Source organism: Pseudonocardia sp. WMMC193 (assembly GCF_021728735.1).
Taxonomy (GTDB): domain Bacteria; phylum Actinomycetota; class Actinomycetes; order Mycobacteriales; family Pseudonocardiaceae; genus Pseudonocardia; species Pseudonocardia oroxyli.
On sequence record NZ_JAKKDO010000003.1, the window covers coordinates 2,487,845 to 2,514,125 of the forward strand.

The window sequence follows — 26,281 nt, forward strand, 5'->3', positions numbered from 1 at the left end:
CCGCCGCGCAGCACGGATCGCCCGATCGTGGTGCTACTCGGCCTCCAGGTCGCCCTCGGTCTCCAGGTAGGCCTGCCGCAGGGCGTCGAGCGTGGCCTGCTCGGGGGCCTCCCAGAGCTTGCGCTCCACGGCCTCGAGCAGCCGCTCGGCCATGCCGTGCAACGCCCACGGGTTCGACTCGGACAGGAACTTCCGGTTGTCCGGGTCCAGCACGTAGGTCTCGGTGAGCTTCTCGTACTGCCAGTCCGCGACGACGCCGGTCGTCGCGTCCCAGCCGAACAGGTAGTCGACCGTGGCCGCCATCTCGAAGGCGCCCTTGTAGCCGTGCCGACGCATGGCCTCGATCCAGCGCGGGTTGACCACGCGGGCGCGGAAGACCCGGGCGGTCTCCTCGTGCAGGGTCCGGGTGCGGACGGACTCGGGCCGGGTCGAGTCGCCGATGTACGCCTCGGGCGCGGTGCCGGTCAGCGCGCGGACGGTCGCGACCATCCCGCCGTGGTACTGGTAGTAGTCGTCGGAGTCGGCGATGTCGTGTTCGCGGGTGTCGGTGTTCTTGGCCGCCACCGCGATCCGCCGGTAGGCCGTCTCCATGTCGTCGCGGGCGGGTGCACCGTCGAGGCCGCGGCCGTAGGCGTAGCCGCCCCAGGTCGTGTAGACCTCGGCGAGGTCGGCGTCGTCTCGCCAGTTGCGGGAGTCGACGAGCTGGAGCAGACCGGCGCCGTAGGTGCCGGGCTTGGACCCGAAGATCCGCGTGGTGGCGCGGCGCCGGTCCCCGGTGCGCTGCTCGTCCTGCAGCACGTGGGCCTTCACGAAGTTCTGCTCGGCGGGCTCGTCGAGGTCGGAGACGAGCTGGACCGCGTCGTCGAGCAGGGCCAGGACGTGCGGGAACGCGTCCCGGAAGAAGCCGGAGATGCGCACCGTGACGTCGATGCGCGGCCTGCCGAGCTCCTCGAGGTCGATCACCTCGAGCCGGGTGACGCGCCGGGACATCTCATCCCAGACGGGGCGCACGCCCAGCAGCGCGAAGACCTCCGCGACGTCGTCCCCGCTGGTCCGCATGGCACTCGTGCCCCAGACGGACAGGCCGACCGATCGCGGGTACTCGCCGCCGTGGTCGCGCCGGTAGCGCTCGACGAGCGACTCCGCCATCGCCTGCCCGGTCTCCCAGGCGAGCCGGGACGGGACGGCCTTGGGGTCCACGGAGTAGAAGTTCCGGCCGGTGGGCAGCACGTTGATCAGTCCGCGCAGCGGGGAGCCGGACGGGCCCGCGGGGATGAACCCGCCGTCCAGCGCGTGCAGGATCCGGTCGATCTCGTGCGCGGTCTCCGCCAGCCGCGGCACCACCTCGGTCGCGGCGAACCGCAGGATCCGCTCGACGATCTCGGCCTGCGGCTCGGCGTGTCCGACTCGCGTGTCGGACAGGCGGGAGCGGACGATCTCCGCGGCGGCGTCGGGGTTCCAGCAGGCGGCCTCCATGTCGGCGACCAGGCCGTGAGCCAGCGCCTCGACGCGGTCGACCTCGCCGCGGGCCTCCGTGCCGTCCTCGGCCAGGCCGAGGGCCTCGCGCAGGCCGGGGACGTTCTGCTCGCCGCCCCACATCTGGCGCGCGCGCAGCATGGCGAGGACCAGGTCGACCCGGACGGACCCCTCGGGGGCCGCGGCCAGGACGTGCAGCCCGTCCCGGATCTGGACGTCCTTGATCTCGCACAGCCAGCCGTCGACGTGCAGGAGCATGTCGTCGAATTCGGCCTCGTGCGGCCGGGAGTCCAGCCCGAGATCGTGGTCCATCTTCGCCGCGGTCATCAGCGTCCAGATCTGCTGGCGGATCGCGGGGAGCTTGGCGGGGTCGAGGGCGGAGACGTTGGCGTGCTCGTCGAGCAGCTGCTCGAGGCGGGAGATGTCGCCGTAGGTCTCGGCGCGGGCCATCGGCGGGATCAGGTGGTCGACGAGCGTGGCGTGCGCGCGGCGCTTGGCCTGCGTGCCCTCCCCCGGGTCGTTGACCAGGAACGGGTAGATCAGCGGGAGGTCGCCCAGCGCGGCGTCCGTGCCGCAGCTCGCGGACATGCCCAGGGTCTTGCCCGGCAGCCACTCCAGGTTCCCGTGCTTGCCGATGTGGACGACCGCGTGCGCCCCGAACTCCTCGGCCAACCAGCGGTAGGCGGCCAGGTAGTGGTGCGAGGGCGGCAGGTCCGGGTCGTGGTAGATCGCGACCGGGTTCTCGCCGAACCCCCTGGGCGGCTGCACGATCAGCGTGACGTTCCCGCTGCGCAGCGCCGCGACGACGATGTCGCCGTCCTGCACGTAGTGCTCGCCGGGCGGCGGGCCCCAGTGCTCGGTCACGCCCGCGCGCAGGTCCTCGGGGAGGGTGTCGAACCACCGCTGGTAGGTCTGCGCGGAGATGCGGATCGGGTTGCCCGCCAGCTTCTCCTCGGTGAGCCAGTCCGGGTCCTGGCCGCCCGCCTCGATGAGGGCGTGGATCAGCGCGTCGCCGTCCTGCGCGTCGACACCCGGGAAGTCCCCGATGTCGTAGCCCGCCTCCCGCATCGCGTGCAGCAGCGCGACCGTCGACGCCGGGGTGTCCAGCCCGACCGCGTTGCCGATCCGCGCGTGCTTGGTGGGGTACGCGCTCAGCATGAGCACGATCTTCTTGTCCGCGTTGGGGATCCGGCGCAGCTCCGCGTGCCGCACGGCGATGCCGGCGACCCGCGCCGCCCGCTCGTGGTCCGGGACGTAGACCGACAGCCCGTCCGCGTCGACCTCCTTGAAGGAGAATGGGACGGTGATCAGCCTGCCGTCGAACTCGGGGACGGCGACCTGGGTGGCGACGTCCAGGGGCGAGAGCCCGTCGTCGTTCTCCTCCCAGGTGGCGCGGCTGGAGGTGAGGCAGAGGCCCTGCAGGATCGGCACGTCGAGCGCGGCGAGCTCGGCGACGTCCCACTCCTCGTCCTCGCCGCCCGCCTGCGCGGAGGCGGGCTTGGTGCCGCCCGCGGCCAGCACGGTGACGATCAGGGCGTCGGCCCGCCTCAGCGTCTCCAGCAGCGCGGCGGGGGCCTGCCGCAGGGAGGCGCAGAAGATCGGCAGGGCCGTGGCGCCGCGCGCCTCGATCGCCTGGCACAGCGCCTCGACGTAGGCGGTGTTCCCGGCGATCTGCTGGGCGCGGTAGTAGAGCACGGCGACCGTGGGGCCGGCCGGCGCGGGGCCTGACGCTTGGGCGTCCCGAGCGTCACTGAGCGGTGCTTGGGCGTCCCCAGCGTCAGGGCCGGCGGCGGGGCGGGCGGCGGCGCGCTCGAGCACCCCCCACTCGGCCAGCTCCACCGGCGGCGCGAAGCCCTCGCCGGTGAGCAGCACGGTGTCGCTGAGGAACGCGTGGAGCTGGCCGAGGTTCTCCGCGCCGCCCTGCGCGAAGTACGTGTGCGCCTCCGCGGCGACACCCGCGGGCACGCTGGAGAGCTCCATCATCTCCGCGTCCGGCGCCATCTCCCCGCCGAGTGCGACGAGCGGGGTGTCGCCCGCGCGCAGGAGGTCGAGCCCGTCCTCCCAGTACCGGTAGCCGCCGAGCACCCGGACCACCACGACGTCCGCCTCGGCGACCATCCCGGGCAGCTCGTCGAGCAGCACGCGGTTGGGGTTGGCCAGGCGGAAGTCCGCCCCGGAGGCGCGGGCGGACAACAGGTCCGTGTCCGACGTCGACAACAGCAGGACACGGGGCATCGCGGCGAGTCCCTTCCTCGGGATCCTCGTCCCGGGTCAGTGTGCGTGGGTGGCGTGGCGGGCAGTGTCCTGGCTCCCGGATCGTCGCTCGCCCCGGGCCTTCCGGGTCTCCCCGTGGCCGTCGGTGCGGGGTCTGCTCCCCGGTGACAGTGGCGGGACCGCGCCGGACTCGCACCGGCTTCCTGGCTCCGCACGCCTCTTCGGTTGTGGTGACCCCACTCTCCGCAACACGCTCACCCCGAGTCAAGCCGCCGTGCTTACAGTGTCGCCGTGTCCTCCCCCCGCACCCGCGCCGACGCGTGCCCCGGCGTCCTCGCCCCGCACGACGCCGCGGACGGCGCGCTGGCCCGCGTGCGGCTGCCGGGCGGGGTCGTCACGGCGGCGCAGCTGCGGGTGCTCGCCGGGAGCGCCGAGGAGCTCGGGGACGGGGCGGTCCACCTGACCTCGCGGGGGAACCTGCAGCTCAGAGGGCTCTCCCGGGAGGATCCGCGGTTCGAGCAGCGGCTGCGGTCGGCGGGTCTGCTGCCCTCGTCGACCCACGAGCGGGTGCGCAACGTGCTCGCCTCGCCGCTGTCCGGTGTGGACGGTGGCCTGGCGGACGTCCGGGGCCTCGCCCGCGAGCTGGACGCGCGGCTGTGCGCCGTCCCGGCGTTGGCGGGCCTCCCCGGCCGGTTCCTGTTCGCCCTCGACGACGGGCGAGGTGACGTCGCGGCCGAGCGTCCCGATCTGTGCTGGCGCGCGACCGGTCCCGACCAGGGCGTTCTCCTGGTGGCCGGGGAGCCCACGACGGTCGGGTGCCCGGTCGCCGAGGCGCCTGCCCTACTGGTCGCCGCCGCTGAGGTCTTTCTCACCCTCCGCACGCAGGAGCCGGGGTGCGGTGCCTGGCGGGCGAGCGAGATCCCCGACGCGCCGGCGCGCATCGCCCGGGCGCTGGCCGGACCCGCGGGCGGTCCGGCGGCCGCGGATCCGCGCGCGGACGGCGACGGGGATGATCCACACCTCGGGAGCGGGACGGTCGGAAACCGACCGCTTCCCTCCTCGACCGTGGATCATGGGCCCGCGCTCGTGGTGGCGCCGGTGCTCGGGGAGGTGTCGGCGGCGCAGCTGCGGGCGCTCGCCGCGTCCGCGACCGAGGTGATCGTCACGCCCTGGCGGACCGTCGTGCTGGCGGACCCCGGACCCGGTGCGGCGGAACGACTCCACGCCGCCGGCCTGCGCACCCCGGACGATCCCGCGCTCCGGATCAGCGCCTGCGCCGGGCGGCCGGGGTGCGCGAAGTCCCACGCGGACGTGCGGGGGGACGTCCGCGACCTGCTGGCCGCCGCGACCGACCTGCCGCGCGCCCACGTCGTCGGGTGCGAGCGGCGGTGCGGGGCACCGCACGGGCCGCACCTCGACGTCGTCGCGCAGCCGGACGGCACCTACCGCATCGACGATCTCCGCGTTCCCGATCTCTCCGCATTGGACAGGACATGACCAGCGACTACATCCGCGACGGCGCGGAGATCTACCGGCGGAGCTTCGCCACGATCCGGGCGGAGGCGGACCTGTCCGGGTTCCCGCCGGACGTCGGGTACGTGGCCGTCCGGATGATCCACGCCTGCGGACAGGTCGACCTCACCGGCGACATCGCGTACTCCCCCGGCGTCGTGACGGCGGCGCGCGCGGCCCTGCGGGACGGCGCCCCGATCCTGTGCGACGCCATGATGGTCGCCTCCGGCGTGACCCGGGCGCGGCTGCCGAAGGACAACGAGGTCGTCTGCACGCTGCGCGAGCCCGAGGTCCCGGCGCTCGCGGAACGCCTGGGCACCACCCGGTCCGCCGCCGCCCTGGAGCTGTGGCGAGACCGGCTCGACGGCGCGGTCGTCGCGATCGGCAACGCCCCGACCGCCCTGTTCCACCTCCTCGACATGATCGACGCCGGGGCCGCGCGCCCGGCCGCGATCCTCGGCATCCCGGTGGGCTTCATCGGTGCCGCCGAGTCCAAGGAGGCCCTGGCGGCCCGCCCCGACCTGGACTTCCTCGTGGTGCACGGCCGCCGGGGCGGGTCGGCGATCACGGCGGCGGCCCTCAACGCGCTGGCCAGCGAGCAGGAGATCTAGGACATGCCAGGCACTCTCTACGGCACCCTCTACGGCGTGGGGCTCGGCCCCGGCGACCCGGAGCTCGTCACGATCAAGGCGGCCCGGCTGATCGGGGCCGCGGACGTCGTCGCCTACCACTCGGCGCGCCACGGCCGCTCCATCGCGCGCGGCATCGCCGAGCCGTACCTGCGCGGCGACCAGGTCGAGGAGCAGCTGGTCTACCCGGTCACGACGGAGACCGTCACGGACTACCAGGGCGCGATCGACGCCTTCTACGCCGAGGCCGCCGCCCGGCTGGCCGCCCACCTGGAGGCGGGCCGGGACGTGGTACTGCTGGCCGAGGGCGACCCGCTGTTCTACGGGTCCTACATGCACATGCACAAGCGGCTCGCGGGCCGGTTCCGCGCCGAGGTCGTCCCGGGCGTGACGTCGGTGGCCGGCGCCGCCGCCGCGCTCGGTCAGCCCCTGGTCGAGCGGGACGAGGTGCTCACCGTCCTGCCCGGGACGCTGCCGCGCGAGGAGCTCGCGGAGCGGTTGCGGGTCACCGACTCCGCCGCCGTCATGAAGCTGGGGCGGACCTTCGGGACCGTGCGCGCGGCGTTCGAGGACGCGGGCAAGCTCGACCGCGCCCGGTTCGTGGAGCGGGCCACGATGGCGGGCCAGCGCACCGGCGCGCTCGCGGACGTCGACCCCGCCTCGGTCCCCTACTTCTCGATCGCGATCCTGCCCGGCGAGGTCGCGGCGAGCGTCCCCGAGGAGCCCACCGACCCCGTGAGTGGCGATAGTCGCCAGAGCGACTATCGCCACTCACGGGGTGGGGTGACGGTGGTCGGGACGGGGCCCGCGGGGCGGGACTGGCTCACCCCGCAGACCGCGGCCGCGCTCGCCGAGGCGGACGATCTCGTCGGGTACGGGCCCTACCTGGACCGGGTGCCGCCCAACCCGCGCCAGACCCGGCACGCCAGCGACAACCGGGTGGAGGCGGAGCGGGCCGCGCACGCCCTCGACCTGGCGGCCAGCGGCCGGTCGGTGGTCGTGGTCAGCGCCGGGGACCCCGGGGTGTTCGCGATGGCGACGGCCGTGCTGGAGGTGGCGTCGGAACCCAAGTACCTCGACGTCCCGGTGCGGGTGCTGCCCGGGCTGACCGCGGCGCAGGCGGTGGCCGCGGCCGTGGGGGCGCCGCTGGGGCACGACTACGCGATGATCTCGCTGTCGGACCGGCTCAAGCCGTGGGAGACCGTCGTGGACCGGCTCGTGCACGCGGCGCAGGCGGACCTGGCGATCGCGATCTACAACCCGCGCTCCAAGGCCCGCCCGTGGCAGGTCGGGGCGGCCCGGGACGCGCTGCTGGCCCACCGCGCCCCCGAGACGCCGGTGGTGCTGGGCCGCGACGTCGGCGGGGCGGGCGAGCGGATCACGGTCACGACGCTGGGCGAGCTCGACCCGGAGCTGGTGGACATGCGCACCCTGGTGATCGTCGGCTCCAGCCGAACCCGCACGGTGACAAGGGGCGGACGAACCACCGTCTTCACCCCCCGCCACTACTGACGCACTATGGAACCTTGATGCACAGGTAAGCGCTTCACAATCGCCTCAAGGTTCCATAGTGCGATGGGCGGTCCAGTCTGCCGCAGCCGCCGGGGTGTCCACCGCCTCGACGCCCGGTGGTAGGGGCGGGCGGTCGATCATCAGGACCGGGATGCCGAGGGACTGCGCCGCCTGCAGTTTCGCGCCCGTCGGGCCGCCGGAGTCCTTCGTGACCAGGACGTCGATCGCGTGGGCGCGCATCAGCGCCGTCTCGCCCTCGACGGTGAAGGGGCCGCGGTCTAGCACCGAGACCATCCGGCGCGGCGTCGGCGGGGCGGGCGGGTCGACGGAGCGGACCAGGAACCACAGGTCCGACCCGGCGAACACGGCGAGGTCCTGGCGGCCCGTCGTCAGGAACACGCGGGATCCGAGGGAAGGCAGCACATCCGCTGCCACGGCAAAGGACGGCACCCGGGTGAACGCCCCGCTCCAGCCCGGACGCCTCAGGACCACCAGGGGGACCCCGGTGAGCGCGCACGCCTGCGCCGCATGCGCGGTCATCTGCGCCGCGAAGGGGTGCGTGGCGTCCACGACCGCGGTGATCCCGGCCGACCGCAGGTAGGCCGCCAGCCCGGCGACACCGCCGAAGCCGCCGATCCGCACCTCGCCGGCGGGCAGCATCGGCTGCCGCACCCGCCCGGCGAGGGAGGAGATCGATCCGGGGAGGAGCTCCGCCACCCGTCGGGCGTCGGAGGTGCCCCCGAGGATCAGGACCGGCAACGGGCGTCCGAGTACAGGTGGCTGTCCGGGAACTGCTCGGCGGCGAGCGCCCGCCCGACGATCACCACGGCCGTGCGCTGGATGCCCGCCTCGTGCACGGCGTGGGCGATGTCGTCCAGCCGCCCGCGCAGCACGATCTCGTGCTCGCGCGAGGCGTGGGCGACCACGGCGGCCGGGCAGTCCGACCCGTGGATCGGCGCGAGCTCCTTCACGACCTCGTCGATCCGGTGCACGGCCAGGTGCAGCACGATCGTGCCCTGCGCCGTCGCCAACGACTCGGACTCCGGCATCGGCGTGGCCCGCGCCGCGATCCGGGTCAGCGTGACGGTCTGGGCGACCGTGGGCACGGTCAGCTCGCGCTGCAGCGCCGCCGCGGCCGCCGCGTAGGCGGGCACCCCGGGCGTGACGTCGTAGGGCACGCCCGCCGCGTCCAGCCTGCGCATCTGCTCGGCCATCGCCGAGAACACCGACGGGTCGCCGCTGGCCAGCCGGGCCACGTCCAGCCCGTGCTCGTGGGCCCGGACCATCTCCTCGACGATCTCGGCGAGCGTCATCAGCGCCGTGTCGACGGTCCGCGCGCCCGGCGGGCAGAGCTCCAGCATCTCCGGCGGCACCAGCGAGCCCGCGTAGAGGCAGACCGGCGACGCCGCGAGCAGGTCCCGCGCTCGGATCGTGAGCAGGTCGACGGCGCCGGGACCCGCCCCGATGAAGTGGACGGTCACTGCTTGACCGTGCTCCAGATCGTCACGGACATGCCCGGCCGCCAGCCGAGGAAGCCGCCGACCGGCTCGGCCCGGGCGATGGACATGCGCACCAGCGACCCGCCGAACCGCCGCTGCGCCACGGCGAGCGCCGACTCGGACTCCACCGTGACCCCGTTCGCGACCAGCCGACCGCCCGGAGGCAGGGCCGCCCAGCAGGTGTCGAGCACGCCCTCGCGGGTCAGCCCGCCGCCGATGAAGATCGCGTCCGGCACGGGGAGGTCGCTGAGCACCTCCGGCGCGATGCCGGTGACCACCCGCAGGGTGGGCACGCCGAGCGCGTCCGCGTTGTCCCGCACCCGCTCCGCGCGCACGGCGTCCGCCTCGACCCCGATCGCCCAGCAGGAACGGTGCGCCCGCATCCACTCGATGCCGATGCTGCCCGAGCCCGCGCCGACGTCCCACAGGGTCTCCCCCGGGCGCGGCGCCAGGTGGGCCAGCGTGACGGCCCGGATCTCCCGCTTGGTCAGCTGGCCGTCGTTGGCGTAGGCGTCGTCCGGCAGGCCGGGGACCTCACCGAGGACCCGGGCGCCGGGCTCGGCGGCGCACTCGACGGCGACGACGTTCAGCGCGTCCCCCTCCGGGTGCAGCCAGTCCCGCGCCACCCCGGAGTACATCCGCTCCCCCGGCCCGCCGAGCTGCTCGAGCACGGTGAGCCTGCTGGGCCCGTAGCCGTCGTCGGTGAGCTGGGCGGCGATCTGGGCGGGCGACTCGGCGCCCGCGGACAGCACGAGCACCCGACGGCCCGGGGAGACGGTGCGCCGCAGCCGCTCCACCGGCCGCCCGACGATGCTGACCACCTCGACGTCCTCCGTCGGCCAGCCCAGCCGCGCGCACGCGAGGGTGGTCGACGACGGGTGGGCGATCACGTGCATGCGCCGCGCGCCGACGGTCCGCGCGAGGGTGGCGCCCAGGCCGAAGAACATGGGATCGCCCGAGGCGAGCGCGCACAGCCGCCTGCCCGCGTACCGCGCGAGCAGCCCCGGCAGCGCCGGGACCAGCGGGGACGGCCAGGCCACCAGGTCGGCGGTCACCTTGCCCGCGACCAGGTCGAGCTGGCGCGGCCCGCCGAGGATCACCTCGGCCGCGGCCAGGGTCTCCTGCGCGGTGCCCGCGAGGCCCGACCAGCCGTCCGCCCCGATCCCGACCACGACGACGGCCGGGCCGGTCTCGGCGAACGACACGGCCGGCTCCGCGCCCTCGGTCTCCGGCGTCATCCCACCGCTCACGTCTCCACCTCTCGACGACCGGCTGGTCGACTCCGCGGGCTCCGCCGACCCCGATGGTCGACTCCGCAGGCTCCGTCTCCGTCGAGCACGACCCTACGTGGTCGTCCGTCAGCCGCGGGGGTGAGTCGGCCGACCGAACGGGTCATACCGGACGCGACGATGCTAGCCAGGCCCGGGGAGGCCGTCCGTCAGGTGGGGGTAGTTCTTCGGCCGCAGCCGCATGGCGTGCAGCACCCGCTCGCCGTCGTGGACGACCTCCAGCAGGTCGCGGCCGGTCCCGACGCCGATCAGCAGCGTCCGCTCCCCCTGCGCCACGGTGCGCAGCGGGGCCGCCAGCACGGTGTGGATCTCCTCCTCGGTGATCCCGTGCTTGAGCGCCCCGCTGCTGATGTTCACCGCAGCGCCCCCCGGAGTTCGACCTCCACGGCCGCGGCGGCCGTCACCTCGCGCGGGTGCGGCAGGTCGATCGGGCGTTCGTGGACGACGCGGGCGGGCCGCGGGGAGAGCACGAGGACCCGGTCGGAGAGGTAGACCGCCTCGCGGACGTCGTGGGTGATGAGCAGCACCGTCCAGCCGAACCGGGCCCGCATCTCGTCGAGCCACTCCTGCATGGCGGTGCGGGTCAACGAGTCCAGGGCGCCGAACGGCTCGTCGAGCAGCAGCACGTCCCGGTCCTGCACGACGGTCCGCAGCAGCGCCGCCCGCTGCCGCATCCCCCCGGACAGCTCGTCGGGGCGGGAGTGCTCGAACCCGCTGAGCCCGAACGGCTCGAACAGCGCCCCGGCCTTCGCGCGCGCCGCCCGCCGGGGCATGCCCGCCACCTCGAGCCCCAGGGTCGTGTTGTCCAGCACCGTGCGCCAGGGGAAGAGGAGGTCCTTCTGGGGCATGTAGGCCGAGCTGGCCGCCTCGACCCGGCCGGCGTCGGGTTCCAGCAGACCGGCGAGCACCTGGAACAGGGTGGACTTGCCGGAGCCGCTGGGTCCGAGGATCGAGACGAACTCCCCGGGCGCGACGTCGAACGACACGCCGTCGAGCACCCGCAGGTCGCCGAAGGAGACCTCCAGGTCCCGGACGCTGATCTTCACCTGCGGATCCACGGGGCGACGAGGCGCTGCACCAGGAAGGTGAGGGCGAAGAGCGCCAACGTGATCACCGCCGACACCCCCACCGCCGCGAGCACGAGGTCGGTGCGGAACGAGTTCTTCTGCTGGTTCATGAAGATGCCCAGCCCGGCCTGCGCGCCGACGTACTCGGCGAAGATCGCGCCCGTCACGGCGTAGGTGATCCCGATGCGCAGCGCCGTGAAGAACGACGGCAGCGCACCCGGCAGCCGGACGTAGCGGAACTCCGTCCAGCGGCTCGCGCCCATGCTGCGCAACAGGTTCGAGGCCTCGCGGTCGGTCCGGGCGAACCCCTCGACGAGCCCGACGACGATCGGGAAGAACGTGACCAGCGCGATGACCAGCACCTTCGGCAGCAGCCCGAAGCCGAACCAGAGGATCATCAGCGGGGCGATCGCGATGATCGGCAGGGTCTGCGAGGCGATCATCAGCGGGAGCAGGGCGCGGCGCAGCCACGGCGAGAAGTCCACGGCGGTCGCCAGCACCCAGCCGACGGCGAGCGACAGCGCGAACCCGACGGCCGTGACCTGCAGGGTGGGCAGGGTGTTGGTCCAGAGCGCGGCGCGGTTGGCCCAGCCCTGCTCGACGACCCGCAGCGGCGAGGGCAGCACCTGCGGGGCGACCCCGGACAGCGTCACACCGAGCTGCCAGCCCGCCAGCAGCAGCGCGACCACGACGACCGGCGGGGCCCAGCGCGCGGGCCTGCGCGGCACCGGCCGGGCCGCCGCGGGCGGGCGCTCCAGGGTCGCGGTCACGCGGGCTGTCCGAGGTAGTCGTTGGTGAACCAGGTGGAGAAGTCCGGGCGGGCCCGCAGCGGCTGCCCGTTCGCGTCCACCACGGTGCCCGAGTCGACGAGGAAGCCGGAGAAGCCCTGCCACCGGTCGAGGGCCTGCGGGCCGACGCGGCCCTGCGCGTCCTTCAGATAGTCCTTCGCCAGCATCTCCTGGCTGCGGGTGACGAGCTCGGGCTCGGTGAAGGCGCCCGGGTTGGCGTCCTGCAGGTCCTGCGCGGCGCGGGCCGGATCGTCCGCGGCGAGCTGGTAGCCGCGCTGGGCGGCCTGGACGAAGGCCCGGGCCGCGTCGGGGTGCGCGGCGAGCCAGGGCGAGTGGCCGATGAGCAGCACGTTGTAGGCGTCGGGGAAGCCGAAGTCGGTGTAGCGGAAGGACTTCAGCGGCTCCCCGCGCAGCTGCGCCTCGATGCCCTCCCACGCCACGAACGGCTCGGTGAAGTCGACCTGGCCCGCGTACAGCGCCTCGTAGGCGCTGGTCCCGAGCGTGACGCTGGTGAAGTCGCCGGTGCCGCCCGCGTCCTTGATCACCTGCTGCATCTTCGGCACCTCGTACGGCGCGCCGAAGCCGCCGTAGGTCTTGCCGTCGAGGTCCTTCGGGCTCTGGATGTCGGCGCGGTCCGCCTTCACCGCGATCTCGGTGGCCCAGTGCTGCAGGATCGCCATCACGCTGGTGATGTCGGCGCCCGCCCCCTTCGAGTAGGTGAAGGAGTCCTGGAAGGAGATCCCGAACTCGGCGGCCCCCGAGCCGACGAGCGTGTCCGGGCTGGTGCTGTTGTACGGCAGGAACTCGACGTCGAGCCCCGCCTGCGCGAACCACCCCTCCTGCTGGGCGACGAACAGCCCGGAGTGGTTGGTGTTCGGGGTCCAGTCCAGGGCGACCCGGATCTTCTGGCCGGCCTCGGGGCCGCCGGTGCCGGCGGAACAGCCGGTCAGGAGCAGGATCACGCCGAGGAGTACAGACACGAGCGCGCGCAAGGCGACCTCCCTACGCCGGTGCTAACCGGGTCAGGTGCGAACGGTCGACGGCCGGTCCTGCCGCCCTCTCAGCCTCGGAACGTGGGGGCTCCCGCGGGTACGGGAGCAGACCCTACGTGTCGCGCGGGTGTCCCACCAACGCCGGATGCGTCACCCGATGTCGGCGCGGCGGTGCCGGGCCCGCCCGCCGGGCGGCGGAGCCGGGGTCTCCGGGGCGGGTTCGCGCAGGTGGCGGCGCCCGCCGGTGGGCGGCGGGGCCGGTGTGTCGGCGACGGGACGCGCCGGGCCCGGGCGGCCGGGGGCGAGCCGGTCGCCCGACGGGTGCGTGCCCCGCGGCTCGGGGGCCTGGTGCCGCGGCGGAGTCGCGCCCGCGGTGCGGCCGTTCCACGGGCGGGGCTCGACCGGGCGGGGCTCGACCGGGCGGGGCTCGACCGGGCGGCGCGGGCCGGGACCCGGGGGCTGCTCGTGGCCCGCGCGCGGGGCCGGGACCCGGGCGATCGCCGTCGTCGGGGCGTCCAGGCCGTCGGTGCGGCTCAGCACCGCGCGCGCCGCGTCCGCGAGGCCCGTGCCCGTCTTGCGGGCCAGGCTGTCGAGGAAGCGGCCCGCCTCCTCCGGGTCGGTGCGGTAGCGCTCGGCGAGCATCCCGGCCGCGTGGGCCACGGGCAGCGCCGCCTCGTGCTCGGCGGTCAGCCGCGCCACGGTGCCGGTCAGCCTGCGCACCGCGCAGACGTCCGACAGGCGGGCCGACAGGACGTCCGCCAGCCCGGCGAGGGCATCGACGTGCCCGTCGCCGACCGGTCGGCCGGGGTGGCCGAACAGCTGCAGCCCGCCCGCGGGCTCCCCGTCCACCCGCAGCGGGACGACGACGGAGCAGGTCAGACCCGTGTCCGCCGCGGCGGCCGCGAGCTCGGGCGGCCCGATGCGGGTGAGGTCGGGCGTGACCATCGGACGGCCGGACCGGACCGCGCCCTGGACCGGGCCGGTGCCCGCGCGCAGCTCCATCTCACCGAGCCGCGCGGGGTCCGGCCCCGAGGCCGTGACGCCCGCCAGCCGGGTGTCCGGCGGCTCGACCAGCACGATCGCCGCGGCGGGCACGCCCAGGGTGCCGGGCAGGGTGGCGCAGATCCGCTGCAAGAGCGGCCCGAGGTCGGCGGCGGCCACAGCCGTGCGGCCGATCTCCAGCGTCAGACCCATGATCCCGGGATCGTCAGGATGCACCGTGAACCCCTCCCCGCCGTGCCGTCGTGCGGCGGGTAGTCAACCACCGCGGCCCCGCCCGCTCGCACGGACGATCATCGGGTGGGCCGAACGGCGCAGCGGCCCGATCAGAGTGCCGTGACCTCGGCCCAGGTGCCGGGGTCGACCGGCACGCCCGCCGCCAGGTTCGCCGCGCGGGTGGCGCGGGCGCGGTCGCCGGGGATCTGGACGCCGGCGTGGCCGGGGGCGGGGTCGAGGGCGCGGAGCTCGTCGAGGAACGGACCGAGGGCCACGCCCCCGCCGAACGCCGCGGGGTCGAGCGCGATGAGCACGTCGCCCTTGGTCACCGGGTCGGTGGTGTCGAGGGTGCCGCGGACCTCGCGGCCGAGGGCGGTGCCGGTCAGCGAGGCGACCATCAGCTCCAGGACCAGGGACAACGCGTAGCCCTTCGGCCCGCCGAACGGCGAGATCGCGCCGTCGAGGGCGGCGGTGGGATCGGTCGTGGGGGCGCCGGACGCGTCGACGGCGGCGCCCGCGGGCAGCGGCTCGCCGCGGTGGGCGTGGTCGAGGACCTTGCCGCGCGAGATCTGCCCGGTCGCCATGTCCAGGACGACGGGTTCGCCGTCGGTCGGCACCGCCACCGCGAGCGGGTTGGTGCCCAGCATCGCCGGCGCGGCGCCCCACGGGTGGACGAGCGCCTCGCTGGTGGTCACGGCCAGGCCGATCAGGCCGGCCCCGGCCAGCCGCTCGACGTAGGGCGCGAGCATGCCGAGGTGCCCGGCCCGCCGGATGGCCGCCACGGCGACCCCCGTGCCGTGCTCGACGAGCGCCTCGACCGCCCGGTGGGCGACGGGCGGGCCGAGCCCGGTGCGACCGTCGACTCGCAGGACCGCGGGGGTCGACCAGTCCAGCTGCGGAACGGCCGCGGGGGCGCAGAGCCCGGCGCGGATCCGCCCGGCCAGCACCGGCAGGCGTCGGATGCCGTGGGACGCGTGTCCGCGCAGGTCCCCCTCGAGCAGCAGCTCGCCCTGTTCCCGCGCGGCGGCCTCCGGTGCGCCGAGCGCGGTGAGCACGCGGACGGTGACGGCGAGGTGATCGTCGGCGGGCACCCGGAGCATTCCGCGGACCCTACCCACGGTCACGGGCGCGCGGTCACACCGTGCCGAGCACCGGCTCGAACGCCAGCTCCGCCGCCCCGACGAGCTTGCCGTCCCGCCCCAGGGGGCTCACCTCGATGCGCGTGCCGCCGCCCGCCCGACTGACCAGGCTGCGGACGTGGACCTCCTGGCGGACCCGCTCGACGAGCGCCGCGGGCAGGGCGGCGAACAGGTCGCCGAGCACCACCATCTCCGGCGCGAGCAGGTTCACGGCGGTGACCAGGCCGGTGACCAGCCAGTCCCGCACCTCGTCGAGCAGGTCGACGCGGGTCAGCCCGCGCAGCTCCGCGACCAGCACCCCGCGCGGGGTGTCCTCCGGCAGCCCGAGGGCGCGGCAGAGGGCGGGCTCGCCGACCTCGGTCTCCCAGCAGCCCTGCTCACCGCAGAAGCAGGCCCGACCACCGGGTTTGACGATCATGTGCCCGATCTCGCCGAGATAGCCGCTGCTCCCCCGGAACGGCACCCCGCCGACGATCACGCCGCCGCCCACCCCGACGTCCGCGGACAGGTAGAGCAGGTCCGCCACCTCGCGGGCCGCGCCGCGCAGGTGCTCGGCCAGCGCGCCGAGGTCGCCGTCGTTGCCCACGGCGGTCGGCGACCCGAGCACCGCCTCCAGGCGCGTGCCCAGCCCGACCTCCCGCCAGCCCAGGTTGGGGGCCTCGAACACGAGCCCGTCCGCGCGTCGGACCACCCCGGGCACGGACACGCCGACGGACTGCTCCCGCACGCCCAGCTCGTCCCGCAGGAGCTGTGCGGACTCGGCGACGTGGGTGATCACCTCGCCCGGCAGCCGGGTGGTGCGGTGCAGGTTCCAGCTGTGCCTGCCCAGGATCTGCCCGCCGATGCCGACCATCGCCATGGAGACCTGGTCCACCCGGACGTCGACGGCGAGGACCACGGCCGCGGACGCCTCGGGCAGGACCAGCAGCGACGGCCGTCCCGCCCCGGACCGCTGGGCGGGGACGGCCTCGGTCACCACCCCCGCCTCGGCCAGCCCGTCGACGACCGCCTTGATCGTGCTGCGGTTGAGCCCCAGCTCGCTCGCCAGGGTCGCCCGCGTGCAGGGCCCGTCGACGTGCAGACGACGCAGCAGCGCCGTGCGGTTGTGGCGCCGCGCGTCGTCGGGCCGGGTCCCCGAGTTCGGTCCTGCGATCGTCACCTGCCCGCGGCCGCCGACTTCCGCCTCGACAGCACGTCGACACCCGCGGCGAGCAGCAGCACCAGACCGGTGATCACGAAGACCACCGCGGCGGGCTGCTTGAGCAGCCCCAGCCCGTTCTCGACGGTCGCGAGCACGGCGCCGCCGATCACGGCGTTGGACACCCGGCCGCGGCCGCCGAACAGGGACGTCCCGCCGATCACCGCCGCGCCGACGGCGAACAGCAGCGTGTTGCCGCCACCGGCCGCGGGCGAGACGGACCCCACCTTGGACGAGTAGACGATCGCGCCGATCGCCGCGAAGGCGGAGCTGATCACGAACACCGCGGACCGGATCTTGACGACGTCGATGCCCGCCCGGCGGGCCGCCTCCCGGTTGCCGCCGACCGCGTAGACGTGCCTGCCGAACCGCGTCCGGTCGAGGACGTAGGTCCCCAGCACCATGAGGACGAGCACGATCGGCACGACATAAGGGATACCGGAGATGGCGATCACGCCCGGCGAGCGGTCCCGGGTGAGCAGGAAGGTCGCGAGCGCCCCGAGCACGACGACGGCCCCCACCTTCATCAGCACGAGGCCGGTCGGCTGGGCGACGAGGCCCTTGCTGAGCCGGTTGCGCTGCTGGGCGAGCGCGACGAGCGCGTACCCGCCCGCGGCGACCACGAAGAGCACCCACGAGCCGAGCGTGGAGAGGTTGCCGTTCGCCACGGCGTTGATCACCGGGTCGCGCAGGCCGAGCGTGCCGCCGTCCCCGATGAGCTGCAGGATCACGCCCTGCCAGGCGATGAACAGGGCGAGGGTGACCACGAAGCTCGGCATCCCGGTGCGGGCCACGAGGAACCCGGTGAGGCAGCCGACGGCGACGCCGGTGGTCACCGCCAGCAGCATGGCCACCCAGGGGTTGGGTGGCGCCCCGACCAACAGCAGCACCGCGCCCAGCGCGGCGCCCGCCGCCCCCGGCCAGACCCGGACCCAGGCGGCCAGCGCCGCACAGATCAGCAGGCCCACGATGAAGATCACGAAGACGAACCCGCCCATGGCGCCGAGCAGGTTGCCCTGGCTGACCATCTGCAGCGCCATCAGCGCGGCCGCGAGGCCGGACGCCGTGCCCGCGGCGAGGTCGATCTCGCCGGTGAGCAGCACGAACACCAGGCCCATCGCGATGATGGTCCGCCCGGCACCCTGCTGGAGCAGGTTCGCCAGGTTGAGCAGGCTCGGGAACGTCCCGCCCTGGTCCAGGGCGGTGAACAGGACGAACAGCGCCGCCAGTCCCAGCAGCGCGGGCAGCACGCCGAGCTCGCCGCTGCGCAGCCCCTGCACGTAGCCGCGCAGCGCCTCGGACGTGGTCCGGGCCGTGGTGTCGATGCCGAAGTCGGCGGACCGGTTGCCCGGGTTCGCCCTCTCGGCGGCGGACTTCTCCGGTGCTGTCATGATGCCGCCTCCGCGGTGGGGAGTGCCTCGGCGGTCACTGGACCACCTTCTCCGGACGCGCGAGCCCGAGGTCGCCGGACCGGCCCGCGGTGATGAGCTCGACGACCTGGCCGTGCGTGACGTCGCGGGTCGGCACCTCGGCCACCATCCGGCCGAGGTAGAGCGTGGCGATGCGGTCGGCGACCTCGAACACGTCCGCCATGTTGTGGCTGATCAGGACCACGCCGATGCCCTGCTCGGCGAGCCTGCGGACGAGGTCGAGCACCTGCCGGGTCTGCGCCACGCCCAGGGCCGCGGTGGGCTCGTCGAGCAGGACGACCCGGGAGTCCCAGAGCACCGCCTTGGCGATCGCGACGGTCTGCCGCTGACCGCCGGACAGCGAGGCGACCGGGGTGCGGACGCTCGTGACGGTCCGGACGCTGAGCGAGGCCAGCGTGCGGCGGGCCGCCTGCTCCATGTCCGCCTCGTCGAGCAGCCACGGCTTGCCGCGCTCCCGGCCGAGGAACATGTTCTGGACGATGTCGAGGTTGTCGGCCAGCGCGAGGTCCTGGTAGACGACCTCGATCCCGAGCTTCGACGCGTCCGCGGGCGAGCCGAGCGTGGCGGGGGTGCCGTCGAAGACGATCTCGCCGCCGTCGATCGGGTGGATACCGGCGACGCACTTGACCAGCGTCGACTTGCCCGCGCCGTTGTCGCCGACGAGCGCGGTGACCTCACCCGCGCGCACGGTGAGGTCGACGTCGTGCAGCACCTGCACCGCGCCGAAGCTCTTCGACACGCCGCGGAGCTGGAGGATGGGTTCGGACATGGGCCCTCCACGGGCGGACGCACGGCCGCAGGAGAGCGCCGGCCGTGCGTCCGAGTCTGGTTACTTGATGCCGGCGGCGGTGCAGGCGGCCTGCGTCTCGGCGACGCAGATCTCGCTCGCCTTGACGTAGCCCGCGTCCGTGACCACCTTCACGTTGTCCTTGGTGATCAGCTGCGGGGTGAGCAGCACGGACTTGACCTCACGGTTGCCCTTCGGGTCGGCCACCGTCTGGGTCGCCGTGGCGTCCGCCGTGGCGGTGTCGCCCTTGGCCAGCGCCGCGGCGAGCTTCGCCGTGGCGTCCGCCTCCTCCTGGATCGGCTTGAACACCGTCATGTACTGGTCGCCGCGCAGGATGGCCTGCAGGCCGTCCGCCGTGGCGTCCTGGCCGGTGACCGCGACCTTGCCGTTGAGGCCGTACTTCGTCAGCACCGTGACGACGGCGCCCGCGAGCCCGTCGTTCGCCGCGACGACGCCGTTCACCTGGCCGCCGTTGGAGGTCAGGATCTGCTCGAAGGTGGTGCCGCCCACCTGGTTGTCCCACTTGTCGATCGGCTGGCTCCGCACGAGCTTGAGCGCACCCGAGTCGTACATCGGCTTCAGCACGGTCTGCTGGCCGTTGTAGAACAGCGTGGCGTTGTTGTCGGTCGGGGCGCCCTCGATCTCGATGACCTGCGCGCCCTGCTGGCCCTGCAGCGCCTGGGCCAGGCCCTGGCCCTGCAGCGCGCCGACCTTCTCGTTGTCGAAGCTGACGTAGTAGTCGCTGGTGCCGCCGAGGTTGAGCCGGTCGTAGTCGATGACCGGGATGCCCTGGGCCTTCGCCTTCGCCGCGACGGCCGAGCCGCCGTCGGAGCTGATCGACGCGATGACCAGCACCTTCACCCCGGACGAGATCATCCCGTCGGCCAGGGTGGAGAACTTCTGCTCGTCGCCCTGCGCGTTCTGGATGTCCGGGTCGAGCCCGGCCGCGCGCATCGCCTTGTCGAGCATGGGCTTGTCGAAGCCCTCCCAGCGCGCCGAGCTGTCGGTCTCGGGGAGGATGACCCCCACCTTGACCCCGCCGCTGCTGGGCGCGGCGCTCTCCCCGCCCGAGCCCGAGCCGCCCGCGCTGTTCGCCCCACACGCGGTGAGGCTCAGGGCGAGGCCCAGACCCAGCGCGACCGCTGTCTTCCGTAAACGCATCCCGCACTCCCACGTCGCTGTGGATCCGACGCGGTGTTGCGCCGGATGAATGTTGTGGGCGACAACGTATGCGGGGATTCGGTGTGAGGTGAAGCATTCTGGATCGTGAAAGTTCCCGGACGATCATCACGATTCGGTCACGGGTCGCGTGATTTGTTGTTCGACCATCGCCACGACCGCCCGGCGGCACCCCCATCCCGCCCGGACCGGAGCAGTCCTGACACCGCCGAACGTCCGCGCGCCGGGCGGGTGAGACCTCACCCACCCCGGCCGACGACGATCGGCGCCGTCGCTCGGCGTGACCTGACCGCAGGGAGTGGGCCGGACGGGGTCGACACGGGCCGGACACGGGGCGTCACACAGCGCGCACGGACGCCCGCCGAGGACGGCCCGCGACGACTCTCCACCCGCTCGGGCGATCTTCACTCGACCGCGTCGGCGGCCCTCACTCTGCGTCACCCCTCCGAGTGGTGACGCTGCGTGACCCCGATGGGGCCGGCGGGGTCTCCGGCGGCGTGTCCCCGTCGCGCGAGCGGAGCAGCACCGCGCCGACCACCAGGGCGATCCCGACGGCCTCGGCCACCCCCGGGAGCTGCCCGAGCACCACCAACCCGATCACTGTGGCGGTGGCCGGGAGCAGGGCGAGGAGCACCGCGAACCGCGCCTGCCCGACCCGGCGCAGGACCACCTGGTCCAGGCCGTAGGGCACGATGCTCGACAGCAGCCCGACACCCAGGACGAGCAGCAGCACGACCGGCTCGGCCAACGGGGCGAGTGCCGACCAGCCGTCCCGGAACACCGGCAGGACCAGCAGCGGGGAGCACAGCACCCCCGCCACGGCGAACCCGACGGCCATGTCGTCGATGCCGCTCCCGCCGCGCGCGACCCGCTTCCCGAGCACGATGTAGGCCGCCCACAGCGCCGCCGCCGCGAGCGCCCAGACCACCCCAGACGGGCTGCCCGACCAGCGGACGTCCGCGATGAGGGCCACCCCGCCCGCGGCCAGCACGACCGCCCCGACGTCTCGGGGGCGGCGGCTCAGCGCGGCCGCCACGGCGACCGGGCCGCAGAACTCCAGCGCGACCGTCGTCCCGAGCGGCAGGCGCGCGATGGCCTCGTAGAACGCCGCGTTCATCAGCGCCGTGGCCACCCCGAACGGGACGCTCCGGCGGAGCCTGCCGCTACTCCACGCGACCCTCCCGGGCCGTACGACCAGAAGGAGCAACAGCCCCGCGGCCAAGATCCGTAACACCGCCACCGCGGACGGCGACAACCGGTCGAACAGTCCGACCGCGAGGGCCGCCCCGACGTACATCGAGACGCCCCCGACGACGAAGAGGACCGGAGCCGGGACCCGGCTCGCGAACCCCTTCGACGACGCCATTACCATGCTTGCACTCCGTAGTCGGCAGGACCCGACTGTTTACACACGACACCTTGCGGTGTCACCACAGGCACCGCATCATTCACTCGTAGTCAACTGAATCAAGTGTTCGTCACCGGACCGCCACCGGGTCGACCTTCCGCCGACGGATTCCCGTCGAAACGTGATTGTCGTCGCGACACGGGCCGGGAACACATGCAGGGGTGTCGAACGTCTGCAAGAGTGGACGCACCGCGTGAGCGGTCGTCACAGCAAGCCGCACCGGGGGACCGGTGCGGAGACGGAGGGAGACCGCTATGCAGCCCGGAACCCTGACCCGGCCCGAGTTGACCCTCGCCGACCGCTGTGACCGCTGCGGAGCGGCCGCAAAGGTTCGTGCCGTACTGCCGTCCGGCGGCGAGCTTCTGTTCTGCGGGCACCACGCCCGGGCCCACGCGGACAAACTGCGTGAGCTCGAGGTGGACGTCCAGCAGGGCGAGTGATGGGCGCCGGCCACTCCCCTGGCCGGTCTGAGTAGCGTCGTCGGAAGGGCGGGCACCTGCGGGTGCCCGCCCTTCCGTGTGTCGGGAGCCGTTCAGCGCCAGCTGCGGATGGTCGCGATGCGCTCCTCGAGCTGCTCGATGGTCGCCATGGCCGTCGGCGGGCCGCCGCACTGCCTGCGCAGCTCGTTGTGGATCATGCCGTGGGGCTTCTTCGTGCGGTGGTTCTGCAGTGCGACCAGCGAGTTCAGCTCCTTGCGGAGCTTCTGGATCTGCTCGCGCACCGAGAGGCCGCGCTGGGGCTCGGGGGCCGGCGGAGGCGGAGTGGCGCGGGCGGCGGCCCCGGAGCGCGGGGAGCCGCGGTCCACCCAGTCCTGCTGGCGCTGCTGCAGCAGCGAGCGGACCTGGTCGGCGTCGAGAAGGCCGGGCAGGCCGATGTAGTCCTCCTCGTCCGCGGAGAACGAGGCACCGTCGAAGATGAGCTGGTCCAGCTCGGCGTCGGCGTGCAGGGCGGTGAACGACTTCTCGTCCTCCCCCGGCTCGTCCTCCTGCCGGTTGGCGAGCATCAGCTCCTGGTCGTTCCACTCCTCCTTGGGCCGGTGCGGGGCCCCGAGGACGTGGTCGCGCTGCGCCTCCAGCTCCGACGCCAGACCCAGCAGCACGGGCACCGACGGCACGAACACCGACGCCGTCTCACCCTGGCGCCGCGACCGCACGAACCGGCCGATGGCCTGGGCGAAGAACAGCGGGGTCGACGCCGAGGTCGCGTAGACGCCGACGGCGAGCCGCGGCACGTCGACGCCCTCGGACACCATCCGGACCGCCACCATCCAGCGCTCCTGCGAGCGGGAGAAGGCGTCGATCCGCTCCGACGACCCCGTCTCGTCGGACAGGATCAGCGCCGGACGCGTGCCGGTGATCTTCTCCAGCAACGCCGCGTAGGCCCGGGCGGCCGTCTGGTCGGTCGCGATGACGAGCCCGCCCGCGTCGGACATGCCGCCGTTGCGGTGCGCGGTCAGCCGCTTGTCCGCGGCGGCGAGCACCGAGGGCATCCACTCCCCCGCCGGGTCCAGCGCGGTGCGCCAGGCCATGCCCGTCTGTTCCTTGGTCATCGGCTCGCCGAGCCGCGCGGTGATCTCCTCGCCCGCGCTGGTCCGCCAGCTGGAGGTCCCGGAGTAGGCCAGGAAGACCACCGGCCGCACGACGTTGTCGGCGAGCGCGTCCGCGTACCCGTAGGAGTGGTCCGAACGCGAGCGCAGGGCGCCCTCGGCGTCGCGCTCGTACTCGACGAACGGGATCGGGTTGTCGTCGGAGCGGAACGGCGTACCGGTCAGGGCGAGCCTGCGCTCCGCGGGCTCGAACGCCAGCTGGACGCCCTCGCCCCACGACTTCGCGTCGCCCGCGTGGTGGATCTCGTCGAGGATCACCAGGGTCCGGCGGTTCTCGGTGCGCGCCCGGTGCCGGGCCGGGTGGGTGGCCACACCGGCGTAGGTGATCGCGATCCCGTGGTAGTCCCGGGAGGTGCCGCCGAAGGACGTGCGGAACTCCGGGTCCAGCGCGATCCCCACCGCCGCCGCGGCCGCCGCCCACTGGTACTTCAGGTGCTCCGTCGGCGTGACGACCGTGATCGCCTCGATCGTCCGGTCCGCCAGCAGCTCGGCGGCCACCCGCAGGGCGAACGTGGTCTTGCCCGCGCCCGGGGTCGCGACCGTCAGGAAGTCCTGGGGCTTCGCCGCCAGGTAGCGGGCCAGCGCCGAGCGCTGCCAGGCACGCAGGGGACGAGAGGCCGGGGAGAGCCCCTGAACCGGTACGGATTCCGTCTGCGACACACGTCTCCCTGTTCTGCCGAGCGTCCTCAGGGCCGCCGTTCAGGGTATCCGCCGCAGCCGACCGGCCCGTGCCCGGGACTCCCCGCCCGCGCCCCGCGTGACGGCCGCCACGAGGGCGGTCGTCGCGACCCGGCCGGGGAGCCGGTAGACCTGACGGATGCCGCCTGCGCACTCCCCGACGGACGGAGCCGGGACGACGCCCGACAACGACGCCGCCCCCGCCGACCCCGAGACCGCAGACGCCGCAGACGCCGCAGACGCCGCAGACGCCGCGCTGGCACTCGACGCCCTCCTGCTCGAGGCCGCCCGCGGCCCGCGTGCCCGGCTGCTGCCCGTCGGGCCCGCCGCGCGGCTCGCGCTCGGAATGCTGCGCCGCCCGGCCGCCGCCGCGACGGCCGCGGGCCGGACCGTCGGCCTGCTCGCCGAGCTCGGCCGGATCGGGATCGGCGCCGATCTCGCAGGCCCCGAGGATCGCGGGCGCGTGGACGGGGTGCTCGGCCGCCTGCGGCGCGCGCACCGGGCGGGCCGGTCGGCCGCCCTGGACCTCGTCGACGACCTGGCCCGCGACCGCGCAGACGCCGACCGGCTGCGTTTCGCCGTCGACGGGCTGGCGGAGCTGACCGTCCCCGGCTCGCACCCGCTGCTGGACCCGGACGCGCTGCGGTCCGAACCGCGGGCCGCCGTGCGGAGCAGCGCGGACGCGGCCCGGCTCCTGCTCGAGGAGCTGGGCGGTGCGCTCGGAGCCGTCCTGGGGTCCGATCCGGGCGTTACCCGCCGCACAGCACCGCGGCTGCCCGGCGGCCGTGCGCACCTCGAGCCGGGGGTCGAGACGGCGACCGCGCCCGGCGCCGTCGTGCTGCGGACGGCGGCGTTCGAGCTGATCCACCATCTGCCCACCACCGAGCAGGTCGCCGAGGTGCCGGTGCTCGTGGTGCCGCCCTTCGCGAACTCGTACGCGCTGGTCGACCTGGCGCCGGACCGGAGCCTGGTCCGCACGCTCGTCGCGGCCGGACACCAGGTCCTCACCCTGTCGTGGCACCCGGTCCAGGACCCGTCCCACGGCCTGGACGCCGCCGCTGCGGCACTGGTCGAGGCCCTCGGCGCGGTCGAGCGGATCTGCCGCAGCGAGCGCACCGTCCTGCTCGGTGTGGCGGGCGGCGGCCTGCTCGCGGCCGTGACCACGGCGGTGCTCGCGCGTCCGGAGCGGGTGGCCGCGTTGGTCCTCGCCGGGGCCGCGCTGGAGGGCGGGCGGGACCGCGCCCGGCCGGGTGCGGGGCTGCCGGTCGACGAGGCGTCGGTGCGGTCCGCCGTCGCCGCCGTCGCGCGGGCGGGCTCGCTCGACGGGCGCACCCTCGCCGAGGTGCACGCCCTGCTCGACCCCGCCGCCCTGATCCGGCCCGCCTGGGAGCGCCGGTATCGGGGGACCGAACGGGCAGGACCCGGGAGCTCGGGAACCGCGCCGGACCCGCTGCGGGCATGGAACCTGGCCGCACGCGACGTTCCCGCCGCGCTGTACCGCGACCTGGCGGAGGCGGCGCTGTCCGGCGCACTCACCCGCCCCGGCGGTCTGACGGTGCTGGGCGAGCCGGTCGACCTCGCCGCCGTGGCGTCGGACGCCTACGTCCTCGCCGGCGCCACGGACCTGGTCGGCGGCTGGCAGTCGGCCTATCGCACGACCCAGCTGCTCGGCGGGAAGAGCCGGTTCGTGCTGGTGCCCGGGAGCACGGCCGCCGCGGTCGGCTTCGGGTCCGCCGAGCTGCGGGCGGGAGACGGCCCGGTCTCACCGGGCAACCCCGCCGATCCCGAATGGTGGCGCGCGCACGCCCGCCGACACCCGCGGCCGTGGTGGGACGACCTCGTCGACTGGCTCGCCGAACGCGGCGGCGACACCGTCGACGCACCACCGGAGCTGGGCGGCGGTCGCGGCCTGCACCCGATCCACCCCGCGCCGGGCACCTACCTCGCGCGGTAACCGGCCGCTCGCCCGACCCGGACCCCTGCCCGAGCGTCACGGGAGCGCGACCACCTCAACGCTCCCGTCACCTTCACCGAGCAAGATCCTTCCGAGCGCCACGCGAGCGCACTCACCCGCGCGCTCTCGTCACCCCCGACCGTCACGCCGGCACGCAGCGCCACCGCAGTGCCGCCGCGCGGCACGCCCCCTACGGCACCACCGTCACCGGCCAGCGGCCGATCTTGACCACGCGCATCGCGACCGAGCCGAAGAGCTTGTGACCCGCCTGGACGCTCGCGCCCACCAGGATCGCGTCCGCCCGCTCCCGCTCGGCGATGTGCACCAGGGCGTTCACCGGGTCGCCCGTCACGACCTCGAACACGGCCTGCACGCCGTACTCGCGGGCCAGGCCGTCGACCGTGGTGCGCAGCTCGGCGACCAGGGTGTCCGTGGACTCGTCGACCACCGCGGACGCGGCGAGCGGGACGGCGGTCGCGAAGGCGAGCGACGGGATCTGGTCGGCGTAGACCGCGAGCACCCGTCCGCCCTGGCGCCGCGCCTGCCCGACGGCGTAGTGCAGGGCCCGGTAGGCGGTCTCCGAGCCGTCCACGCCGACGACCACCGACCGCGGCCCGTCCGCCCCGTACTCGAAGCTCACCGCTCCCCCTCACCACGCGCGCACAGCGCCCCGGCCCGGCGCGGCGCCGCCGACCGCAGCACCGACGGC

General features: G+C 74.4%; 22 protein-coding genes and 2 riboswitches. Of the genes, 5 read left to right on the top strand and 17 right to left on the bottom strand.

Annotated features, from left to right (window positions below):
* Nucleotides 1–33 precede the first annotated feature (33 nt).
* On the bottom strand, nucleotides 34–3,711 hold the full coding sequence (gene cobN / locus L3X23_RS13195) for a cobaltochelatase subunit CobN (RefSeq protein WP_237192500.1): 3,678 nt from the start codon (nucleotides 3,709–3,711) through the stop codon (nucleotides 34–36).
* A gap of 62 nt (nucleotides 3,712–3,773) precedes the next feature.
* Nucleotides 3,774–3,896, bottom strand: a riboswitch (cobalamin riboswitch).
* 85 nt (nucleotides 3,897–3,981) lie between these two features.
* Here cobN and L3X23_RS13200 point away from each other — a divergent pair.
* Genes L3X23_RS13200 through L3X23_RS13210 form a run of 3 tightly spaced genes read left to right on the top strand, consistent with a single transcriptional unit; the run spans nucleotide 3,982 to nucleotide 7,343 of the window.
* On the top strand, nucleotides 3,982–5,187 hold the full coding sequence (locus L3X23_RS13200) for a nitrite/sulfite reductase (RefSeq protein ID WP_237192501.1): 1,206 nt from the start codon (nucleotides 3,982–3,984) through the stop codon (nucleotides 5,185–5,187).
* Complete coding sequence (locus L3X23_RS13205) at nucleotides 5,184–5,813, top strand: precorrin-8X methylmutase (RefSeq protein WP_237192502.1); 630 nt, start codon at nucleotides 5,184–5,186, stop codon at nucleotides 5,811–5,813. The genes L3X23_RS13200 and L3X23_RS13205 overlap by 4 nt, the downstream gene beginning before the upstream one ends.
* Before the next feature lie 3 nt (nucleotides 5,814–5,816).
* Nucleotides 5,817–7,343 (top strand): precorrin-2 C(20)-methyltransferase, encoded by a 1,527-nt coding sequence (locus tag L3X23_RS13210; protein ID WP_237192503.1) that lies wholly within the window; start codon nucleotides 5,817–5,819, stop codon nucleotides 7,341–7,343.
* Between the two features lie 45 nt (nucleotides 7,344–7,388).
* On the opposite strand, the gene L3X23_RS13215 is transcribed toward L3X23_RS13210, so the two are convergent.
* The 14 genes from L3X23_RS13215 to L3X23_RS13280 all read right to left on the bottom strand — a co-directional run bounded on the left by L3X23_RS13215 (nucleotide 7,389) and on the right by L3X23_RS13280 (nucleotide 21,298).
* Nucleotides 7,389–8,102: a cobalt-precorrin-6A reductase gene (locus L3X23_RS13215; protein ID WP_237192504.1), complete on the bottom strand. Its 714-nt coding sequence runs from the start codon at nucleotides 8,100–8,102 to the stop codon at nucleotides 7,389–7,391.
* A complete protein-coding gene (gene cobM / locus L3X23_RS13220) occupies nucleotides 8,090–8,824 on the bottom strand; it encodes a precorrin-4 C(11)-methyltransferase (RefSeq protein ID WP_237192505.1) in 735 nt (244 codons plus the stop codon). Before cobM ends, L3X23_RS13215 begins: the two co-directional genes overlap by 13 nt.
* Nucleotides 8,821–10,092 carry a precorrin-6y C5,15-methyltransferase (decarboxylating) subunit CbiE gene (gene cbiE, locus L3X23_RS13225; protein WP_237192506.1) on the bottom strand — a complete coding sequence of 424 codons (1,272 nt, stop codon included), beginning with the start codon at nucleotides 10,090–10,092 and terminating at the stop codon, nucleotides 8,821–8,823. Before cbiE ends, cobM begins: the two co-directional genes overlap by 4 nt.
* A 162-nt stretch (nucleotides 10,093–10,254) precedes the next feature.
* On the bottom strand, nucleotides 10,255–10,488 hold the full coding sequence (locus L3X23_RS13230) for a hypothetical protein (RefSeq protein ID WP_237192507.1): 234 nt from the start codon (nucleotides 10,486–10,488) through the stop codon (nucleotides 10,255–10,257).
* The gene (locus L3X23_RS13235; RefSeq protein ID WP_237192508.1) at nucleotides 10,485–11,177 is read right to left on the bottom strand and encodes an ABC transporter ATP-binding protein; all 693 of its coding nucleotides are present in this window, start codon (nucleotides 11,175–11,177) and stop codon (nucleotides 10,485–10,487) included. The genes L3X23_RS13230 and L3X23_RS13235 overlap by 4 nt, the downstream gene beginning before the upstream one ends.
* Nucleotides 11,174–11,968 carry an ABC transporter permease gene (locus L3X23_RS13240; RefSeq protein WP_237192509.1) on the bottom strand — a complete coding sequence of 265 codons (795 nt, stop codon included), beginning with the start codon at nucleotides 11,966–11,968 and terminating at the stop codon, nucleotides 11,174–11,176. Before L3X23_RS13240 ends, L3X23_RS13235 begins: the two co-directional genes overlap by 4 nt.
* Complete coding sequence (locus L3X23_RS13245) at nucleotides 11,965–12,948, bottom strand: ABC transporter substrate-binding protein (protein WP_237192510.1); 984 nt, start codon at nucleotides 12,946–12,948, stop codon at nucleotides 11,965–11,967. Before L3X23_RS13245 ends, L3X23_RS13240 begins: the two co-directional genes overlap by 4 nt.
* A gap of 35 nt (nucleotides 12,949–12,983) precedes the next feature.
* Nucleotides 12,984–13,075: riboswitch (TPP riboswitch) on the bottom strand.
* A 53-nt stretch (nucleotides 13,076–13,128) separates the two neighbouring features.
* Nucleotides 13,129–14,172 (bottom strand): GAF and ANTAR domain-containing protein, encoded by a 1,044-nt coding sequence (locus tag L3X23_RS13250; protein WP_237192511.1) that lies wholly within the window; start codon nucleotides 14,170–14,172, stop codon nucleotides 13,129–13,131.
* 131 nt (nucleotides 14,173–14,303) lie between these two features.
* Nucleotides 14,304–15,293 (bottom strand): Ldh family oxidoreductase, encoded by a 990-nt coding sequence (locus L3X23_RS13255; protein WP_237192512.1) that lies wholly within the window; start codon nucleotides 15,291–15,293, stop codon nucleotides 14,304–14,306.
* 34 nt (nucleotides 15,294–15,327) lie between these two features.
* Nucleotides 15,328–16,485 (bottom strand): ROK family protein, encoded by a 1,158-nt coding sequence (locus tag L3X23_RS13260; RefSeq protein ID WP_237198014.1) that lies wholly within the window; start codon nucleotides 16,483–16,485, stop codon nucleotides 15,328–15,330.
* Nucleotides 16,486–16,487: 2 nt separating this feature from the next.
* Entirely contained in the window at nucleotides 16,488–17,921 is a 1,434-nt protein-coding gene (locus L3X23_RS13265) for a sugar ABC transporter permease (RefSeq protein WP_237192513.1), read from the bottom strand.
* Nucleotides 17,922–17,955: 34 nt separating this feature from the next.
* A complete protein-coding gene (locus tag L3X23_RS13270) occupies nucleotides 17,956–18,729 on the bottom strand; it encodes an ATP-binding cassette domain-containing protein (RefSeq protein WP_093088735.1) in 774 nt (257 codons plus the stop codon).
* A gap of 60 nt (nucleotides 18,730–18,789) precedes the next feature.
* Nucleotides 18,790–19,908 carry a sugar ABC transporter substrate-binding protein gene (locus L3X23_RS13275; protein ID WP_237192514.1) on the bottom strand — a complete coding sequence of 373 codons (1,119 nt, stop codon included), beginning with the start codon at nucleotides 19,906–19,908 and terminating at the stop codon, nucleotides 18,790–18,792.
* A 445-nt stretch (nucleotides 19,909–20,353) separates the two neighbouring features.
* Entirely contained in the window at nucleotides 20,354–21,298 is a 945-nt protein-coding gene (locus L3X23_RS13280; protein WP_237192515.1) for a DMT family transporter, read from the bottom strand.
* Between the two features lie 290 nt (nucleotides 21,299–21,588).
* On the opposite strand from L3X23_RS13280, the gene L3X23_RS13285 reads away from it, so the two are divergent.
* The gene (locus L3X23_RS13285; RefSeq protein WP_093088732.1) at nucleotides 21,589–21,774 is read left to right on the top strand and encodes a hypothetical protein; all 186 of its coding nucleotides are present in this window, start codon (nucleotides 21,589–21,591) and stop codon (nucleotides 21,772–21,774) included.
* Nucleotides 21,775–21,866: 92 nt separating this feature from the next.
* On the opposite strand, the gene L3X23_RS13290 is transcribed toward L3X23_RS13285, so the two are convergent.
* The gene (locus L3X23_RS13290) at nucleotides 21,867–23,600 is read right to left on the bottom strand and encodes a DEAD/DEAH box helicase (RefSeq protein WP_237192516.1); all 1,734 of its coding nucleotides are present in this window, start codon (nucleotides 23,598–23,600) and stop codon (nucleotides 21,867–21,869) included.
* Between the two features lie 157 nt (nucleotides 23,601–23,757).
* On the opposite strand from L3X23_RS13290, the gene L3X23_RS13295 reads away from it, so the two are divergent.
* A complete protein-coding gene (locus L3X23_RS13295; protein ID WP_237192517.1) occupies nucleotides 23,758–25,572 on the top strand; it encodes an alpha/beta fold hydrolase in 1,815 nt (604 codons plus the stop codon).
* Between the two features lie 190 nt (nucleotides 25,573–25,762).
* Here L3X23_RS13295 and L3X23_RS13300 read toward each other — a convergent pair whose 3' ends face one another.
* On the bottom strand, nucleotides 25,763–26,212 hold the full coding sequence (locus L3X23_RS13300; RefSeq protein WP_237192518.1) for a universal stress protein: 450 nt from the start codon (nucleotides 26,210–26,212) through the stop codon (nucleotides 25,763–25,765).
* Nucleotides 26,213–26,281 lie beyond the last annotated feature (69 nt).

What these genes read in the sequence shown, in the direction of transcription:
- L3X23_RS13250 (WP_237192511.1), bottom strand. Translation starts at nt 14,172, where the DNA reads ATGGGTCTGACGCTGGAGATCGGCCGCACGGCTGTGGCCGCCGCCGAC.
- L3X23_RS13210 (WP_237192503.1), top strand. Translation starts at nt 5,817, where the DNA reads ATGCCAGGCACTCTCTACGGCACCCTCTACGGCGTGGGGCTCGGCCCC.
- L3X23_RS13270 (WP_093088735.1), bottom strand. Translation starts at nt 18,729, where the DNA reads ATGTCCGAACCCATCCTCCAGCTCCGCGGCGTGTCGAAGAGCTTCGGC.
- L3X23_RS13205 (WP_237192502.1), top strand. Translation starts at nt 5,184, where the DNA reads ATGACCAGCGACTACATCCGCGACGGCGCGGAGATCTACCGGCGGAGC.
- L3X23_RS13255 (WP_237192512.1), bottom strand. Translation starts at nt 15,293, where the DNA reads ATGCTCCGGGTGCCCGCCGACGATCACCTCGCCGTCACCGTCCGCGTG.
- L3X23_RS13285 (WP_093088732.1), top strand. Translation starts at nt 21,589, where the DNA reads ATGCAGCCCGGAACCCTGACCCGGCCCGAGTTGACCCTCGCCGACCGC.
- L3X23_RS13280 (WP_237192515.1), bottom strand. Translation starts at nt 21,298, where the DNA reads ATGGTAATGGCGTCGTCGAAGGGGTTCGCGAGCCGGGTCCCGGCTCCG.
- L3X23_RS13275 (WP_237192514.1), bottom strand. Translation starts at nt 19,908, where the DNA reads ATGCGTTTACGGAAGACAGCGGTCGCGCTGGGTCTGGGCCTCGCCCTG.
- cobN (WP_237192500.1), bottom strand. Translation starts at nt 3,711, where the DNA reads ATGCCCCGTGTCCTGCTGTTGTCGACGTCGGACACGGACCTGTTGTCC.
- L3X23_RS13295 (WP_237192517.1), top strand. Translation starts at nt 23,758, where the DNA reads ATGCCGCCTGCGCACTCCCCGACGGACGGAGCCGGGACGACGCCCGAC.
- L3X23_RS13265 (WP_237192513.1), bottom strand. Translation starts at nt 17,921, where the DNA reads ATGACAGCACCGGAGAAGTCCGCCGCCGAGAGGGCGAACCCGGGCAAC.